General features: G+C 35.6%; 11 protein-coding genes. 1 reads left to right on the top strand and 10 read right to left on the bottom strand.

Going from position 1 to position 19340, the window contains the following annotated elements; genetic code table 11:
* The 10 genes from ES711_RS07750 to ES711_RS07705 all read right to left on the bottom strand — a co-directional run bounded on the left by ES711_RS07750 (position 1) and on the right by ES711_RS07705 (position 18512).
* Entirely contained in the window at positions 1–2325 is a 2325-nt protein-coding gene (locus ES711_RS07750) for a beta-N-acetylhexosaminidase (protein ID WP_146892321.1), read from the bottom strand.
* Positions 2322–3782 carry a glycoside hydrolase family 125 protein gene (locus tag ES711_RS07745; protein WP_146892319.1) on the bottom strand — a complete coding sequence of 487 codons (1461 nt, stop codon included), beginning with the start codon at positions 3780–3782 and terminating at the stop codon, positions 2322–2324. Before ES711_RS07745 ends, ES711_RS07750 begins: the two co-directional genes overlap by 4 nt.
* A gap of 3 nt (positions 3783–3785) precedes the next feature.
* A complete protein-coding gene (locus ES711_RS07740; protein WP_146892317.1) occupies positions 3786–5399 on the bottom strand; it encodes an MGH1-like glycoside hydrolase domain-containing protein in 1614 nt (537 codons plus the stop codon).
* Positions 5400–5411: 12 nt separating this feature from the next.
* Positions 5412–6554 carry an alkaline phosphatase gene (locus ES711_RS07735; RefSeq protein WP_146892315.1) on the bottom strand — a complete coding sequence of 381 codons (1143 nt, stop codon included), beginning with the start codon at positions 6552–6554 and terminating at the stop codon, positions 5412–5414.
* 22 nt (positions 6555–6576) lie between these two features.
* Entirely contained in the window at positions 6577–7446 is an 870-nt protein-coding gene (locus tag ES711_RS07730; RefSeq protein WP_146892313.1) for an endonuclease/exonuclease/phosphatase family protein, read from the bottom strand.
* Positions 7447–7663: 217 nt separating this feature from the next.
* The gene (locus ES711_RS07725; protein WP_146892310.1) at positions 7664–8995 is read right to left on the bottom strand and encodes a sugar MFS transporter; all 1332 of its coding nucleotides are present in this window, start codon (positions 8993–8995) and stop codon (positions 7664–7666) included.
* Between the two features lie 28 nt (positions 8996–9023).
* Positions 9024–11951 (bottom strand): GH92 family glycosyl hydrolase, encoded by a 2928-nt coding sequence (locus ES711_RS07720; protein WP_146892307.1) that lies wholly within the window; start codon positions 11949–11951, stop codon positions 9024–9026.
* 235 nt (positions 11952–12186) lie between these two features.
* Positions 12187–13752 carry a RagB/SusD family nutrient uptake outer membrane protein gene (locus ES711_RS07715; RefSeq protein WP_146892305.1) on the bottom strand — a complete coding sequence of 522 codons (1566 nt, stop codon included), beginning with the start codon at positions 13750–13752 and terminating at the stop codon, positions 12187–12189.
* A 34-nt stretch (positions 13753–13786) separates the two neighbouring features.
* Positions 13787–17182, bottom strand: coding sequence for a SusC/RagA family TonB-linked outer membrane protein (locus ES711_RS07710; protein WP_170245250.1), 3396 nt, complete (start codon positions 17180–17182; stop codon positions 13787–13789).
* Between the two features lie 148 nt (positions 17183–17330).
* Positions 17331–18512, bottom strand: coding sequence for a FecR family protein (locus ES711_RS07705; RefSeq protein ID WP_146892299.1), 1182 nt, complete (start codon positions 18510–18512; stop codon positions 17331–17333).
* Between the two features lie 140 nt (positions 18513–18652).
* Between ES711_RS07705 and ES711_RS07700 the strand changes: the two genes are divergently transcribed.
* Complete coding sequence (locus tag ES711_RS07700) at positions 18653–19237, top strand: RNA polymerase sigma factor (RefSeq protein ID WP_146892296.1); 585 nt, start codon at positions 18653–18655, stop codon at positions 19235–19237.
* The last annotated feature ends 103 nt before the right edge of the window (positions 19238–19340 follow it).

Here is a 19340-nt window from a genome sequence, read left to right as displayed (position 1 = left end):
TTAATTGATTTCGATTTCATCAAGAGCAAGTTTGCTTTGTTCCCCCTCCCGATAATATCCATTTGGTATAAGGCCTCCACTTAATATTTCTAATCTGACAAACAATGCTTCAATCTCAGGAAATGTTATCGATACAGGAAATCTAGTGCCCTCTGTTGGAGATAAATCGTAAGTAAGTTCCTTTTGCTTTTTCTCAGTATAAGTCACTCCATCCAATGATGTTGAAATTTTTATAGAACGGGATGGCCAGGTGTAATTCACTGGTCGCCATAAAAACGAAGTTGCGAGTTCGCTGATTAAACTTTTAGTCTCTAAAGCCAGGTTAATTTGAATTGTATCTTGACGATAGCTTACCCAATGGCGCATGTTATTTGCATATCCCCGAATGCCATCCGTTAGTCCAAAACCTTCATTTACGTTTTCCGATAGGGGTTCCGGTATGCTCACATATTTGCGACCCGTAGCTTTGTTTACAACAAAACCTTTGTTGGTTATTTTCCCTTGGGCAACACCATTATTATATACTGCAGCATAAATTGTGGCATCCTCTGTTATAATTATTGGCTTGGTGTATGCTGATGATGAGGTGGTTACTATGGAGTCGTTAACTGAATAGAATATTGTGGTGTTGGGACTGAAAGTTTTTAATGCCACTTCAAATTTACTACTTGTAGGGTTCCAGGCACCAGTTAGATTTACATCATAAAAATTGCGCGAAGCATTAACTCCATAATAATCTAAACGCTTAAAATTCTTTGCAAGTCTGAGGGTAAAATCATCAAAATTTTTGTTCTTAAGTTGAGTCCATTGTACTTCTGCCATGGCTAATAATCTTGGGAAAGTCATATATTCAAAATATTCAGGTGTTTGAATATATTCGCCCCATATATTGGCCTGTGTTCCAATGATGTAAGATTGTTCTTCAATTGTTAGTTCATTAGGAAGTGGATTGTAAGCATATACATTATCTAAAGGCAAGAAACTACCTATAGCTAATGGCGCAAATTCAGGGTCTTCTTGGTAATGATCAAAATAACATTCATCACCAGGAGTCATAATTACCTTATGTTTTTGTTTTGCTGCAAGTATGCCACCTTTTTCTCCTCGCCATGACATGACTGTTGCATTGGGAGCCAATCCACCTTCGAGTATTTCATCCCATCCGATGATGTCTCGACCTTTTTTATTTACAAACTTTTCAATTCTATGGATAAAATAGCTTTGTAATTCCTCTTCATTTTTAAGTCCTTCTTTCTTGATCAAAGCTTGACAATCAGCGCATTTTTTCCAAGCTTTCTTTGGGCACTCATCGCCACCAATATGTATATATTGGCTTGGAAATAGTTCGATGACCTCAGTTAAAACATCTTCAAGAAATGCAAATGTGTTTTCTTTGGGACAGTAAACTTCATCGAAGATATCAAAGCGTTCACGTACTTTGTAATCTTTGCCTAAACCGCATGAAAATTCAGGATATGCGGCTAAAGCTGCCGAGGAATGTCCAGGCATTTCTATTTCAGGTATTACAGTAATGAAACGATCGGAAGCATATTGCACAATTTCTTTAATATCTTCTTGGGTGTAGAAACCTCTTTTTTCAATACCATCATAGCGATATGGCCAGTAGTAGTCTGAATGACCAACCTGAGTTTGACTGCGATATGAACCTATTTCTGTTAGTTTGGGATATTTCTTTATCTCAATTCGCCAGCCTTGATCATCCGTAAGATGCATATGCAGGCGATTAAGCTTGTAAATTGCCATCATATCAATAAACTTCAACACAGTTTCCTTTGGTAAGAAGTTTCGAGCAACATCCATCATTGCGCCGCGATAAGGAAAACGTGGAGCGTCTTTAATACTTACTGCTGGTAGCTCTATTTTGCTAATGCCTTTTTTAGAAGTATTAAGTATTTCTTCAGGCATTAATTGAATTAATGTTTGAATACCATAGAAAAAACCTGCTCCTGTGTTGTTTGATTTGATTTCAATTTTGTCTGATGTTATATTCAAGTTGTATGCTTCATCGGCTAAAGAATTATCAACTATAAAACTAAGAGTTGATGGGGTTTCTTCTGATATCATATTGACCGCGATAGAAGTATTTCTTAGAACATCTTTAAAGTATATAAATAGAGAAATTAACGAAGAATCTGAAGGCATTGATACAGTTAGTTGATCTTGTATAATCAATTGGCCTGATTTTACCGTTATCTCATTAGGGAGCGGAATGAGATTATATTCATTTGGTGAAATGTCTTTGTTGTTATTACAGGAAAGGACATATAATGATGCAATTAGAATAATTATAATGTGCTGTTTCATAATGTCGAGGCTAAAATATGAGGATGTTCCTTCAAGGTTTTTATTACAAGTTCCCCAAACAAAGTGTTTACCCAAGCAAACCAAGAACGTGTGAATTTTGAAGCATCGTCACAGTGGAAAGATTCATGCATAAAACCTGTATCTCCATCCGTATCTTTTAGTTGTTTTAAACATGCTTTGATCTCTGTGGGATTATTGGATGTTAGACCTTTCATAATGATACTCATGGGCCAAACGTAATCGAGTCCAACATGTGGCCCGCCAATTCCTTCTCCAGCTTTTCCTTTAAAGAAGTAGGGGTTATTGTCACTCCATATTAATGCTCTTGTTTTTAAATACGTCACATCATCGAACGTGCAATAGCCTAAATATGGAGCAGATAAAAGACTAGGGATATTTGCATCATCCATACAAAGGGCATTTCCAAAACCATCAACTTCGAAGGCATATATTTCTCCACCAATCGGATGATTAACAATGCCATGCTTTTTGATGGCATTATCAACTTCCTGGGCTAATTCAGAACATTCATTTGCAAATTGCATATTGCCTAACACGGTAGTTTCTATTTCAGATAATTGACGTAATGATACCACTGCAAACATATTTGAGGGGATCAAAAAACCGTACTGTGTAGAATCATCAGATGGACGGAAAGAGGAAACAATCAAACCAACAGGCTTAGTAGGTGCTCCCCAACCGTTATTTATTTGTGAGTCCGTTGGGCGATCGCAATCGCGAGTAAAGCTATAGGGACCTAAACTGTCTTTTCGTTGCTGTTCTTTAAAGGTTTTTACAACCAACTTCATTGATTTGTGCCAATTTTCATCAAATATGGAAGTGTCACCTGTTATTTTCCAGTAATGATAAGCGAGTCGAATTGGGTAGCAGAGCGAATCTATCTCCCACTTCCGTTCGTGAAGCTCTTTGGACATATATTGCGTATTGTCCGTTTCCCAATAACTTCCAATCGGACCGTCATTAAAAGCATTTGCATAGCGATCAATTTGGATACAATTTGTTTGTCTATTGATCAAACCGGCAATCATCAACTGTAATTTTTTGTCTTCAGTCATTAATTGAAGATATGGCCAAACTTGTGCTGAGGAGTCTCTTAGCCACATGGCCTCGATATCGCCAGTTATAATAAATGTATCAGGCCGACCATCCTTTTCAGAGTGCTTTACGGTTGTGTCAAGGGTATTTGGGTAGCAGTTTTCAAACATCCAACTGAGTTTATCATCCTTAATTTTTCCTTTGGTTTGTTTTATGGTATTTTCAACTGCAGAAGAAATAAAGTTTCTTTGCTTTAAAGGTGGACGTTTTGAAACATAGTTATTTTTATCAGTTGATGAAGATGAAAATAAAGACGATGGATAAATTGTAGTTGCAGCTAGGCCTAAAGTTCCGACGGTAATAAAATCACGTCTGGATATATTTTTTTTATTGAAAGTCATTATTTAATAATTTTTTATGTCAGGAGTTACTTGAATAATCTTTGTCTTATCACCATAATGCACTAACAAATCAAATGAAATATTAGAGTCAATGGATATTTTAGGTTCCTCATTAGCAGAGCGTCTTGCTTTTGATTTAAAGGATATGAGACCATCAGGACCAAACGGATAACGTTCTATACCATTCGCTTCGATTAAATTCATATCCCAAATAATCTGTTCTTTTGTGTAATCGGCTCGTATACCAATTATGAATTCTATTAATCCGGCAATAGGCGGTAGACCTGTCCACCCTACAAAATCTTTTCTAGCCATAAATCCTGGCTCTGCACTTTCTGGAGCATAGTATTCCCAAAAGGTTCCTGTGTTTTTATAGACCTCTAATATTTGCTTATAGTGATTTAATGCAATCTCTCTTGATTGCTTTTTATAACCTTTATTCATAAGTCCGGTCATCACCATATAATTTGTTCCGGGCCATATTCCTCCTTGCCAATAACGTCCGTTTTCCTTGTATTTCGGATTATCTGCCGAAAGTGAAGGAACACGGAATTGGCGGTTAAATGTTTTTGGATTATCTAGTTCCTTTACCAATAAATCCAACTGACTGCTATCCAGTACATCAGAAAACAAAGCCCAATAAGCTCCAATTCCTTTAGTTGTCGAGAGAGAGCCATCCGCATATTGATCGTAAAGGAAACCTGTTTCTTTATCCCATAAGTTTTCTTGGATATATTTTTTCAGCATTACCGCTTCATCTTCAAACTCTTCTATTTCTTGCCATCTTTCGAGATGAAATCCCATTTCAAGCAATAGATTAGCCGTAAATAGTTGCTGCAGGTTTGTGTCCAGCCAGACCATGTGGCCATTGCTATATATCATATTATAACCCGGTTGAACGCGTGGCATATTATCCATACCAGTACCCCATCCACTTGACCAATAAGCGCCGTTTCTCCAAGTACGATTGAGTTTTAACCACTTATAATATCCAACCAAAGCTGGAAAAATTTTATGTAAACGTTCAGTATCGCCAAATTGTTTATAATATGCTATTTCGCTCCATGGCATGAGATTTGGACCAGTACTTACAGGATCATAGCGTTCAAATGAATCAGCCCCATCAGCTTGTATTTCTCTACAAATAAATCCATCTGGATGTTGCTTGGCATAAAAGTTATCCAGGGTTTTTTGAAATGGGAAAAAGCGTTCTCCATAACGGGCAAACATGAGCATAAAAGAGGAATCCCACATAAAGATATTGCCGTTGTAAGCGGTGTCAAGATAGCTAGAAACAAAACCAGACCCTTCCTGAGGTGCACGTATATTGCCAATGGCAATTTCCCATGCTTTCCAATACATTTCTAGTTCTTTCGCATGACCATCCCAAATAGGAGCAGGTAAAATCTTTTTTGCCTCTTCAAAGCTTTTTGGCTGAATGGTTTGGGGTTTTGCAATACGAAACTCATTTTCTGCAACAAGCGGTTCTTTTAAATAGGTGTTTTTATATGGTAAATTATATTTTTTATCATTACCACTAGTCTGGGCTTCAATTCCAGTAAATATTATGCAAAATAAAAATAATAGAATTTTGGAAGGAATAAGGTTTTTCTTCATCACACAAGGCTTTTATAAATTAAGTAGTTCTTTTATTTTATCAAATATTGCGGTGTTTTCATAGATGCCGTTAAATTTTTCTGAACCAGGACCAAAGGCATATACAGGTACCATCGCACCACTATGACCGTCAGTTGAAAATTTGCATACAATACGACCTTCTTCTTTATCACCGTCGATCAATGTAAGTCCCCCTGTTTCATGATCCGAAGTAACAATAACAAGCGTTTCTCCATCTTGGGCAGCCCATTCGTATATTTTACCTATGGTACGATCAAAATCTAGGGTTTCTTGCATTAACAAATCCAAGTCATTGAAATGACCATAGTCATCAAGCTGCGAGCCCTCGATCATCATAAAAAAGCCATTGGCATTCTGATTTAGCAATTCAATTCCTTTTAATGACGCTCTTGCCAATAGATCGCCTCGAAGTTTTGGTAGGGGAGTATCAATGCTATCAACAACGGCGAATACTTTACCACTTTTAATTTTAGCTACCTCATCCCAATTCCGAGAGATTTGATAACCTTTGTTCGATAATTCTTTGAAGATATCGCGTCCGTCTTCTCTGTTCTCAAAAAGTTTAGCGCCTCCACCAAAAACATAATCAGCATTGCAGTTAATATAATCCGTTACAATTTCTGCTTCATTTTCTCTATCGATATTATGACAGCAGAAAGAAGCCGGCGTTGCATCCCATAAACGACAGGTTACTGCAATACCAGTTGATTTGCCGTTTTCAGATGCAAGGTCAATAATTGATTTAAGGGGCTTACCTTCAGTATCCACACCGACATAATGATAATTAGTTTTTTGGCCAGTAGCCATTGCTGTAGCGCTTGCGCCCGAATCAGTAATCAGTTTATCTGCGCAATAGGTTTTAGCTAAACCTACAACTTGACAGTTGTCTAAATTTAGTTTTCCTCTATTAGCAGTCCAAGCGGAATAGACATGCATTAAACTCATGCCATCTCCTATCATTAGAATAACATTCTTTACTTTTTTTCCATCTGGGGGTGTTAAGTTCGGTACGTCATAAGGGGTTTCTAATATATAGGTCTGAGATTCTGTATAGCGATCTTGTGCCATTAGTATACCAGGAAACATTGGTAATAATAGAGCGTATAGTAGGCTCTTAAATATTAACTTTTTCATGCTTTACTTTTTTAATTCTGATTTATTTTAATTCTACACGTACTAATATCGGAGTGTGGTCTGAGAGAAAGATATCATTATCTGTTTCTGCTAATACACCATATTTTGATATTTCTATATCTTTACTTATAAATATATAATCAATCAAAGGGCGTTTCTCAAATGGAATTTTTCCAAAGTCATGAAAGCTCCAAGATGGACCATAAACTAAAGGGGATATCGAGCGTGAATCAATTAAATGATTCTCATTAGAAGTATTAAGAATAGTTTTTATAACTACCGAATCGGGCTCTGCATTGAAATCTCCCATAAGTATAACAGGTATGCCATTGGCTAATTCAGAGAGTTTGTTTAATATTAATGTCACACTCTCTCTGCGAGCAACCACTCCAACATGATCAAAATGAGTGTTCATGGTTAGTACTTCCTTTCCTGATTTAAGATCTTTTAACTTCGCCCAAGATGCAATTCTTTCACAGGCGCCATCCCATCCTTTTGATCCTGCGATTTCTGGTGTTGCACTCAACCAGAAATAACCACTTTCAACAACTGAAAATCGATTTTTCTTATAAAAAAGGGCACTGTATTCGCCTTTTTCTTTACCATCTTCGCGTCCAACGCCGACGGACTCATAATCAGGTAGCAATTTTTTCAAGTCTACCATTTGATTATGTAGTACTTCTTGTGTTCCAAGTATATCGACATCATGAAATAAAATCGAATTTGCTACGTATTCTTTTCGGTATTGCCAGTTATTCATGCCATCCTCAGGATTATCATATCTGATATTGAATGTCATTATATTTAATTTAGCTGACGGGTGATTTTGTTTTTTAACTTCACCGCATGAGATTGCGATAACGGATAATAGGATTAAAATTATCTTTTTCATTTTCTTTATGTTTATTAATTATGTAGAGACTATCACCATTTAAATGTAAGGTATAGATCACTTTTTTTTTAATATGACCGAAAATTATAACTCGTGATTTTTGATTGCATAAAACAACCATATTCCAAAAAATAATAATTTCGTGGGTTCTAAGTATTATTAAGCTTTTTAGTCCTCACAACAAGTATCATGATAATAATGGTGGCAGCTCTTAATTTTAGATTGCCATTGAAGTAATATTTTGTGCAACCTTTGACTTCCCATGTTTATATCCAAACCAAACAATATAAGTGTAGCAAACCACAATAATCAACAAGGCATTTTTAAACGCTATGATATCTGTTAAATAGCCAAATGCTGGTGGGATGATGGCACCACCAACAATAGCGGTACATAGCAAACCTGAAGCTTTAGGTTTTAAATGGCCAATACCATCAATGGCTAGTGTAAATATTGTTGGGAACATAATGGAATTGAATAAGCCCACTGCGAGAATACTCCACATGCTTATTAAGCCAACAGTACTTATTGACAAAAGGATTAAACTAATAGATATAGCTGCGAAAATAGCCAACACTTTTCCTGGCTTCATAACTCTTGTTAAATATGCGCCTGCAAATCGACCAAGCATGGCACCCGACCAATAGAAGGTTACAAAAACGCCCACAACTGCTTTGTCATCTTTCCCAGTTAGTCCTGAATTAAGTATGGTTTCTGCAATTGATTTCATGATAGCACTTTCTTTTATTACCGAGACCAAATTCATGTCTAAAAAGTAGTTGACCAAATAACTTCCTATAGCTACTTCGGCACCAACATAAAAAAAGATTCCCAAAACACCTTGCATGAGTTTTTTATTTTTAAAGGCTTCAGTATAAGTTCCTGTGGATGTTTCAGAAATCATTTGTGGTAATTTCGCGAATAAAAATATGAACGCTATCAATCCTATAAAAAGTGCCAATCCTAAAAATGGAGTTTGTACAGCAGCAGCCTCTGAGGCCAAATAAGCTTCTTTGGTAACAGTGTCTAATCCAGCTATTTCGTCTTTGCTTTTTATGACATCGCTTAAGATAAATAAAGCACCAACAGCTGGGGCTACTGCTGTTCCTAGAGAATTAAAGGCTTGCGAAAAATTTAAACGACTCGAAGCAGCATCTTCTGAACCTAATACGGCAACAAAAGGATTGGCGGCTACTTGCAAAACAGTAATTCCTGCTGCCAAAATAAAGTAGGCCAACATAAAAACACCAAAAATACGGTATGAAGCTGCCGGATAAAACAGTAAACAGCCTACGGCCATGGTCAACAGTCCTAAAACAATACCTCGTTTATAGCCGATTTTTGAAAGAATATAACTTGCTGGAACGGATAATAAAAAGTAAGCGCCAAAAAACGCAAATTGTACTAAGCCTGCTTGGAAATATGTTAATTCGAAGAGTTCACGTAACCGTGGAATTAACGAATCAACCAATACCGTAATAAATCCCCAGAGAAAAAATAGAACGGTCAATAGAATGAATGCTGAGCGATATGATTTTTGGTTTGACATAATTTATTTCTTAATGCTAGTTGAAGAATTATTTAATAAATAAAACGGATGCTGGTATTGGAACTAATTCAGTTGATGATGGAGTTATCCACGACCAGCTTAAATGTTGTCCTTCATAATCTTCAAAATAATACAGTGTGTAAGGATGAAACCCTTTTTTCAGAGCAATGGTACCAAAAGCAGGGATCGCCGAGTGGGAACCATCATTGTCCACTATTTTTTCTTCGTGTAAGAACAGAACGCTTCCATCGTCTGAACGCGTTTGGAAAGTATAGACGCCATCTTCAGGAACATTTATTAAACCCGAAAAAATATACCCAAAATGATCTGCCTGTTTGGCATTCTCTATATTAGGTTCATCCATAATGCCAGTGTCTAATAAGAGAGATTTTTCAATGTCTGATACATATTTGTAAACACCTTCGTAATATTTATATGAAGTTCCATTTTGTAGGGACTGAATGTTTAGTGCGGGTCTCAACTCTGCCTTTGTAGCTTTTATGGATAAGGTCCTACTTGGACTGAATCCTTCTTTAAAACCTATCGCTTTAATTTGGGTAGTCTGTTTTAAACTAATTGGTTTTTCATACATAGGGGAGTTCTTAGTAGGATCACTACCATCTAACGTATATCTGATCTGAGCACCTTGGGTAGCAGTGCCGAAGGCAACATTTATATCATCTAAAAATAAGTTTAGATCTTTGTCAACAAAAGGGATTGAAACTATGCTGTTTGTAGTCAGTGAATAGGGGGATGTTTCAGGAGTAGTTCCCCTTTTCATGTTCGGTTTAGAGGTTAGTGTAAAACGAAGTTCGCCACCCTCCATCAGTTGTTTGTAAGTAATAAAGTTTTGATTGATTTCTTTTCCGTTTAACTCGACTTTGTCAATATAAATATTGTTTTTAGTGTCATTTCCTAGAATTTGTAACGTGTTTCCATTGGCCAACTTTAGTGTAGCTTCCTCAAATAATGGAGTGGTTAATGTAAACTCTGTGCTGCCAGGGGAAACGGCATACAAACCTAAACTTGTCAGAATATACCATGCAGAAATCTGACCGCAATCTTCGTTACCACTAATTCCTTCAGGTGTAGGTTGATACATCTCATCTAGTATACGGCGTGTCATTGCTTGGGTCTTCCATGGTTGCCCTACATAATTGTAAAGAAAGGCCATGTGGTGACTTGGTTCATTGCCATGAGCGTATTGTCCAATTAAACCAGTAATGTCAGACATAGTCCCATCAATTTTGGAATCAACAGTAAATAATGAGTCCAATGATGAAATAAAAGAATCTTTTCCTCCAAATTGTTGAACCATTCCATTAACATCATGCGGAACGAAAAATCGATATTGCCAGGCTGTAGCTTCTGTATATTCTCTTCCAACCTCAAACGGATTAAAAGATTTTTCCCAATTCCCATCCATTTTTTTACCTCGGAAGAATTTAGTGGCGCCATCAAAAACATTTACATAATTTTGTGAGCGTTCAATATATGTTTTAAAAACATCTTCTTTCCCCATGGCTTTTGCCATTTGGGCAATAGTCCAGTCATCATAGGCAAATTCTAACAGACATGATACAGACTCTTTCTTTATGTTGGAAGGTATAAAACCATACTTTATATAATAGTCTGCTCCTTTTTTGTTCTTTTCGGAAGAAATTATCATGGCCTCTAAGGCTTTTTCTGCGTCAAAACCCTTAATGCCATTCAAATAGGCATCTGCAATTACAGATACGGAATGATAACCAATCATAGTACCAGTTTCTCCTGCGGAAAGCGGCCAAATTGGAAGTTCATCTGTAACATCGTAAATATCCAGAAAGGATTTGATTATATCATTAACCAAAGTGGTGTCTATCAAAGTCATCATAGGATTCCATGCACGAAATGTGTCCCATATTGAAAGTGTCGAGTATTTTTTTTCGTTTTTACCCAATTTTCCGATACTCATATCATGACGTCGATAATCACCATTTACATCATTCACAATGTTAGGTGCCACCATAGCATGATACATTGCAGTGTAGAAATTTGTAAGTTCATCTTCACTTCCTCCGCGAACACTAATCGCAGAAATAGATTCAGACCATATTTTGCGTGCTCCTTTATGAACGGCATCAAAATCAAAATTTACAACATCATTTTCTAAGTTCTCACGCGCATTTTCAGCACTTACAATTGATAATCCAACTTTTACAATAATTGTTTTGTTTCCTTTAAAATTAAGTACCGCTTGTAAATCATTACCCATGATTTTCTTGCTTGAGGGAACACGTTTTTTTGAATTAATAAAATCTACTGATTCAAAAGGTTGCGAAAATTCTGCAACAAAGTAAATGTATTGGTTATCTACCCAACCTCTAGTTCTCCGCATTCCCACAATTTCATTTTTCGAAGTTGCTTGTAATTCTGCCTCATAAATAAATTCGTCGTCCAACAAATGCGCTAGGTCGATAATTATTGATGCTTGTTTGTCTTTTGGGAAGGTATAACGGTGTACTCCTGCGTACGTAGTTGCTGTTAATTCAGCTTTTATATTTTCGTCTTTTAGCAAAACAGAATAGTAACCAGCTGAAGCTTTTTCATCCTTATGAGAAAAGGTAGCGGGTTTATAGATATCCCCTGTATTATTAAGATTGATTTCTGTTGTCGTAGGTCGAAATAATATATCTCCAAAATCTGTAACTCCAGTACCACTCAAATGAGTATGTGAAAAGCCTAAAATAGTGGAATCATCATAATGATAACCGGAGGCGGCGTCCCAATTACCGCGACGTGTGTCTGGGCTTAATTGAACGGCCCCAAATGGAACCGTTGCACCAGGGTAAGTATGCCCATGAAATCCTGTGCCAATCATTGGGTCTATATAGTCAATAGGACTCTTTTTTGTTTGAGCGTATACGCCAAGAATTACTATGAAATAAAATAGACTTGTTAATTTTAATTTTTTCATAAAGTGTTAATAATTTAAATGTTTTTATTGATCGATACGATATATCAAATAATACAATCAACCCTATTTTATAAGGTTTTTTATAATGCTATTGATAATGTACGATTGCTTAAATGTCGCGTAATACAAAACCAGTTGTGATATTTTTTAAGTCATCTCAACAACTGGTTTTAAGTTTTTGCGAACTAAAGTATTACTTCATCCTATTTTTTATGAAATAGGATATATTTAAAAATTAGTAACCGATATTTTGTTTAATTACACCTTGACTGTCATCAATCATGTTTCTAGGAATTGGGAAAACATGATTAACCGATGGATCAAAATTACGAGCTGGCCATATTTCCACTACAGATGTTTTTGCTTTTATGGTAGTGCTGTTGTCTGATTCGGAAACACCCGTTGTTTTGAAACCATGTAGAGGTTTTGAATAAGCTTCTTTAGCATCGCCCCAACGGACTAAATCTAAGTGACGATTTGTGAGTTCGCCTCCTAGTTCGACTCTTCTTTCATTTTTTAAATCTTGTTTTGATGCATTTGAAATGGCTTGTAAGCCTGCGCGAGTTCGAACCATATTAAATGGTTCATCACCATTTTTGCCTTGCCAAATAAGTGCTTCTGCTTTCCAGAGTAGAACTTCTGAAAAACGAATCAATGGAATGACCAATCTTGTTGTCATATTATTACCATTTGGATTAACTGTAGTTCCAATGGCATTCTCAGGACGAAATGGATCCATATATTTGTTAAACTGCATGCCTGAAGAACTTTGAATGGAAGAATATAATTTATCAGTACCTAAATATTTAAACGCATCACCTGGAGCTAGAATCGTTACAGAACGGCGTTGGTCATTTGGTTCAAAAGCATCGTAAAGTTCTTTTGTTGGCATGAAATACCCCCAGCCATTATATAATCCCCAACCTTTGTTTTCTAACATAACTCCTGGAAGTTTGGATCCATCTTCTTCATTGCCCGTCCATCCATAAATGTATTCAGAACTAAAATTGTTTTCAATTTTAAATACATCAGCATAGTTGTTTAAAAGTGCGTGGTGTGGAATGACAAGATCACAGTACTCAACCACTTTCTGATAATAGGTTTCATCGTATTGTGCGTTATATAACGCAGCTTTTGCAACGTACGCAAATGCCGCAGTTTTATGAGGTCTTCCCCATTGTGATTTATCCCAATCTTGTAGAAATGGAAGCATAGAAGCCGCTTTTTCAAAATCACTAATTATCATTTTATAATTGTCACTTACACTTTTCGCTCTTGGTTGATTCATGTTATCAAAAGACGTTTCTTCAGTAACGATGGGTATTCCTCCATTCAAATCATTATCTCCATAATATGGAGCTATCCACAAATACGCCCAACCTCTTAAAAAGTAAGCTTGTCCTAAAACTTTGTTTTTAACATCTTGACTAATATCCATGCTAGGGACATTGGCAATAATGTCGTTGGCTTTTTTAATAATTTGATACATTGTAGGCCAATTATCCATATTATCTCGTTCGCCATATTGGAAGTTTTTAATCAGAGCAGCTTGTGATTGATTTCGGCCTGTTACCATGTCATCACTGACGTTGACGTACCACATCATTCCACGCCCGGTGATGGACTCAGTTGCAGTCCAAAAATAAAGTCCATCGGCTGCGTCAAAAGCATCTGCTTCAGTTCTCCACATAACAGATGTAGAGGGTTCTCCTTTTTCTTCAAAAGTTAAAAAATCTTCACAATTTGTAAAAAGCATTCCTACAAAAGTGATTAATATTAATTTATAGATATGTTTATTCATTTTTTAGTCGTTTTAAAAATTTATGTTTGAAACGTTAAAAGTTTAGATTTAATCCAAAGTTGATTATTCTTGATATAGGATATCTTCCACCATCAAGTCCCAAGCGGCCAACTTCAGGATCCATACCACTATATTTAGTGTATGTAAATAAGTTTTCACCACTTGTATATATTCTAATTGAAGTGTTTTTGGACCATTTACTGAGAACACTAGGGGGAACGGTATAACCTATAGTTAAGTTTTTTAAGCGTAAGTAACTGCCATTTTCTAAAAAGTAGTCCGACAGAGTAGTATAGTTTCCATTGGGATCGTTTACAATAACTCTTGGTGTATTTGAGTTTTCATTAAAGGTATAGCTGTTAAGTAGTTCTTTCGATAAATTCCAGCCTGTTTCAGTGGCGTACGACATAACCTTAGCACCATTAAATATTTTATTACCACCAACACCCTGCCACTGCATAGAAAAATCAAATCCTTCCCATTCTGCTCCAAGATTTAGGGCGTAAGTTAATTTAGGCGCGTAGCTATCCATATAAACGCGATCATCTTCATTAATGATTCCGTTGCCATCAACATCTCTGAATCGGATATCTCCAGGCTTAGCGTTCATCTGAGCACCAGTCCATGTGCCACTAACTTCACGTCCGTTTTCTGCATTGTGAGTGTCAACTTCTGCTTGAGATCTGAAAATACCATCTGTAGGAATAAGAAAATAAGAATACCAAGATTCTTTTACAGCAGAACGTAATGGTCTAAATCCTCTGATGTCATCTCTATGAGCTAAATACTCAATGTCTCCTAAATCAAGTAATTGATTTTTTAAAGTTGCGAAATTGGCTCCAACATTGAAACGGACATTTCCGATTTTATCCGAGTAGGTTGCGGCAAATTCAAATCCGGAATTTCTCACTTTGCCAACATTTCCTTTTGGTGCTACTTCAATACCAGCAGTAGGGGATACTACTAAATCTTCAATAAGGTCTTTGGTGTCTTTGCGAAACCAATCCATTACAAAAGTAAATCGATCATCAAATAAATTTAAGTCGAAGCCTAAGTCAATTTGTTCGGTAGTTTCCCAACGAAGATTTGGGTTTAGGAACGTATCTAGGCTAATCCCTTTCACAGGTGTTTGCGCTTGATCACCAAAGTAAGTAAACCACGGAGACTCTGAAAACTTAATGTTATTAGCATAATAACCAACGGATGAAATATTCCCAATACGACCCCAACTTCCTCTAAATTTTAATAGGTTAATACTTTCGCCCAGCTTTTCAAAAAATGGTTCTGATGATAGTTTCCATCCCGCAGATACAGCAGGGAAAACTTGAGAACGATTATCTTTGGACAATCTAGATGTAGCATCATACCTTAAACTTCCTGTAAAAAAATAACGGTCATCATAAGAATAGGAAGCTCTACCAAAACTAGAAACCTTTGATTGTTCCCAAAAAACCTCTGTAGGCTTATCTTTAGACCAATTATTACCATTTACAAAAATCTGTGCCCATGAATCTTCTCGAGAGAAATCATAAACGGTCGTGCTATTGGCTCTATGATTATCATAACCCATAGTATAGCCAGCCATTAAATTAAAGCGATGTTCATTGTTGAGTTGAGCTGAGTAAGTTGCTACGGATTCCCATAACCAATTATTGGAAAGTGAGTTGAAAATGTTTCTGCTATTTTCATCTTTTGGATTTCCTATTTCAGTAACTCTTTTAGAGAAATCTTCATAGCGATCAGAGTTATATCCAACCGTAAAATTTGAAGTAAATGTCAAGCTGCTAATTGGTTTGATTGTTATAGTTGATGTTGACATTAGTTGATGAGACGGACGGTTTTGAGTTAGCCTTTGGAGTGTAGCGACTGGATTTTGAACTTCTCCAAAAGAACCTGCATATTGTGAAGCCCATTGAGGCGTAGTCCCACCATAAGCTTGTTGGCCATTCATGCCATAAACAGGCATTCCATCTTCGGTATATTCATAAATAGATGCTGAGGCTGGCATTTGCATCGCTTGAGCTATTACTCCAGTATGGCTTTGGGTATTTAAGCCACCTTGACCATTTGAATAATTATATCCAACTCTCTCACTAAACGTTATATATTTATTAATATCATAATCAAGATTGATTTTTCCGCCAATATTTTTGTTAAACGTGTTAAGGAGTACACCTTCTCGTTTATCATAAGAAACTGAAGCAAGAGATCTCATTTTTTCACTTCCTCCTGAAATTGATAAAGCCGTATGTTTATACGTACCCGTTCTGAAAATTTCATCCATCCAATCAGTGCGTGTAGTTCGTGCATAAACATACTTACTTGGATCTATATAACCTGGTAAAGAATTTCCAGCAGCTAAATTTGCTGCTTGCATTATATCTGCATATTCAGCAGCATTGGTCATTTTAGGTAAGTTTACTGCTTGGGCAAAACCCGACGATATATTAGCAGTAATTTTAGTGTCACCTGCTTTTGCTTTTTTGGTGGTTACAACAATGACACCACCTGAACCTACATGAGCTCCATAAATAGCGGCAGAAGCCGCATCCTTTAACACACTTATACTTTCAATGTCTTCAGTATTGAATGGTGCACCCGGTACTCCATCAACAATGTATAAGACTTGGTCTCCCATTCTAGAGCCTTGTCCACGAATGGTTATTGAAGGTTTAGAAAGAGGATCTCCACCTGTATTAGCAACGGTTACGCCGGCAATTTGACCTTGAAGCATACCTTCAAACCCAAGTGCCCTGCTTTTCATTTCTTTTGTGAAATTAACAGTACCTACTGCTGTCGATAAATCTTTCTTTCTTGTATTTCCATATCCAATGACTACCACTTCATTTAAGCCTAACGCTTCTTCCTGTAGGGTAACATTAACAGTTGTTTTTCCTTCTACTATTGCTATCGAAACACTCGTCATTCCTACATATGAAAATAGTAATTCTTGACCTGTACTTGCATTTATAAAGTATTCCCCATCAAAGTTTGTTACAGTTCCTTTATTAGTTCCTTTTATCATAACACTTACACCTGGCAAAACGAGGCCTTGAGCGTCTGTTACCGTGCCTTTAATTTCTTGCTGGATTTCTATTTTGAGCTTACTAATGGATGAGGCAGTGCTCTTTTCACTAATTAAAATTGTTTTTTCATCAGTTAACTCGAAACTCAAATTATTGATTTCTAAACTTTGTTGTAAAATCTTCTCAATTTTAATTTCACCTTTTTTTAATTCTATTTTAGGGGTGTTCTTAAAGAGATTTTTCGGGTAAATAAAAAGATAATTCGTTTGTTTTTTAATGATTTTAAATACATCATCTACCGTAACTAATTGATCTTGTGAAATTGTTATTGTGTGTTGAGCAAATGAGTTTTCTGTGTTAAAACTAAATGCTGTTGTACATAACAGAAAAATAAAAGTTTTCATAATTTTAGTTAATAACCGGATTCCCCATAGTGAATGGACATTGGTTGATTTAATTTCCATAAATTTGAATTGTGTTAGTTAAACATTAATTAATACATAGTTAAAGGGCGAGGTTCGATACCGCAAAATGTCAAAACCTCGTTCCTTTTTATTTTAAAATGATTGTTTTATCAATAATTTTATAGTCTTTAATAATACCAAAGCTTTTAATGTTTGATAGAATTTCATTTATATTTTGATCCTTATTTAAAACGCCAACAAATTCTTCATTTTCGATATCCTTATTCTCAATTACAACATCTATATCATACCATCTCGATAATACTTTCATGATATCTTTTAAAGATTTGCCGTCAAAACTAAACACCCCATCTTTCCAGGATATTTCATTGCGAATATCTACTTTTTTAATTGTGGTAATATTAAGGTCAAGGTTAAGCTTTAGTTGTTGTTCTGGTACTAAAGCCTGTTTTTTTGTGTCTATATTTACAATTACTTTACCTTCTACTAAAGTCGTGTACACAAATTCTTCATCTCTATAGGCTTTAATATTGAATTCGGTGCCTAGAACTTCAACTTCCTGTGCCTTATTTATGACTCTAAACTTGGAACCATTATGTTTAGAACTTGGCGAAACAGCAAAATAAGCTTCCCCATAAATTAATTCAACTTTTCTCGTTTCTCCATCTTTAAAACAAACAGGATATTTTATTTGAGTTTCAGAATTAAGCCATACCTCAGTTTCATCAGATAACTTTAAATGAAATTGTCCGCCTCGTGGAATAGTGAGATAGTTATATAATTCTGCAGTTGTATTGTTGGATTTCCTGTTATAACTGATTTTTTCTCCATTACTAATAGCATTTTTTGTTTGCATTGAATGCCCCTTTCTTAATGCCATCTGTGTTCCATCTTCTAATGTTAAAATAGCTTTGTCAGAACCGGATTTAATTTCACTATTAATGTTAATAGGAGCGTCTTTACGCCCTATAGTTTTCAAAGGTAAATCGGAAAAAAATCCTTGTTGATAGAAATAGCCAGTGCATAGTATTATTAATGCCGCTGCCGCATATTTGGAATATAATCGAATTCTCTTTAGTTTAAAAATCGTTTTGTCTTTCTTAATTTGTGCTAATAATCTTCTCTTGGTATCATTTGTATTTCGATTTTCTAAGGAATAATTAATCGTGTAGTGAGTTCGTACGATCTCTTTAAATACTTCATAATTATTCGGATCTTCAATCCAATAGTTTAATTCGCTTAATTCATCTGAATTTGCGGAGTTGTTAATGTATTTGACTATAAGATCTTCTACGTGTTTTGAAATCATTTATCAATGTGTCTTTTATATTATAAACCATCCCGTTTTCATTACCCTTAGTTTTTTGCGAAATATTTTTAATTTTATAGTATGTCATAGTAATTTAAATCAACTCTGCTTACATTTGGGAAATTGATTGTCACTTATTTATGAATCAAAAATTTGAAAATTCAACCTATTTCATTGAGTCTCTGAAGGCTGGAGATGAAGAGGCCTATTCATATTTAGTGGACAAATTCGATAAAAGATTATTTGTATATGCATTAAGCCTTGTTAAGGATATAGCTCTAGCGCAAGATATAGTACAAAACGTCTTTCTGAACGTGTGGATTTATCGAGAAAAACTTAATTCTGATTCTTCAATTCAGAATTTTTTATACACCTCAACTTATAATAATTTCACAAAACTGTATTGGAAGAATAAGTCTACGAAGAATCTAAAAGAAAAATATGCTCAAGCTTTAAATGAAGTAGTAGAAGAAACGGATGAAGAAGCAATTAAAAAACTAATGATAATCGTTACTGAAGAGATAGATAACCTACCACGTAAATGCAAAGAGGTTTTTTTGTTGAGTAAAACAGATGGTCTTTCAAATATAGAAATTTCAGAATATTTGAATATCTCCTTAAAAACAGTCGAAAGTCATATTACGAAAGCATACACGATTATTAGAGAACGAATTGACGATAAAACCCATTTTGTGTTGTTTTTGCTTTTTAAACAAATTCTATGATATAGATTAAGTAAAATTTGATTAACAAAATAGAAAATAATTTTACTGACCTATTTAGTAAAATGGTTAAGCAATTTTGCCATTTTAAAGTCTTCGAGCACAT

The sequence above is a fragment of the Gelidibacter salicanalis genome, assembly GCF_007997285.1.
In the GTDB taxonomy this organism is placed as follows: domain Bacteria; phylum Bacteroidota; class Bacteroidia; order Flavobacteriales; family Flavobacteriaceae; genus Gelidibacter; species Gelidibacter salicanalis.
Note: the sequence above shows the minus strand (reverse complement) of the source record. Positions and strands in the feature narration are given on the sequence as shown.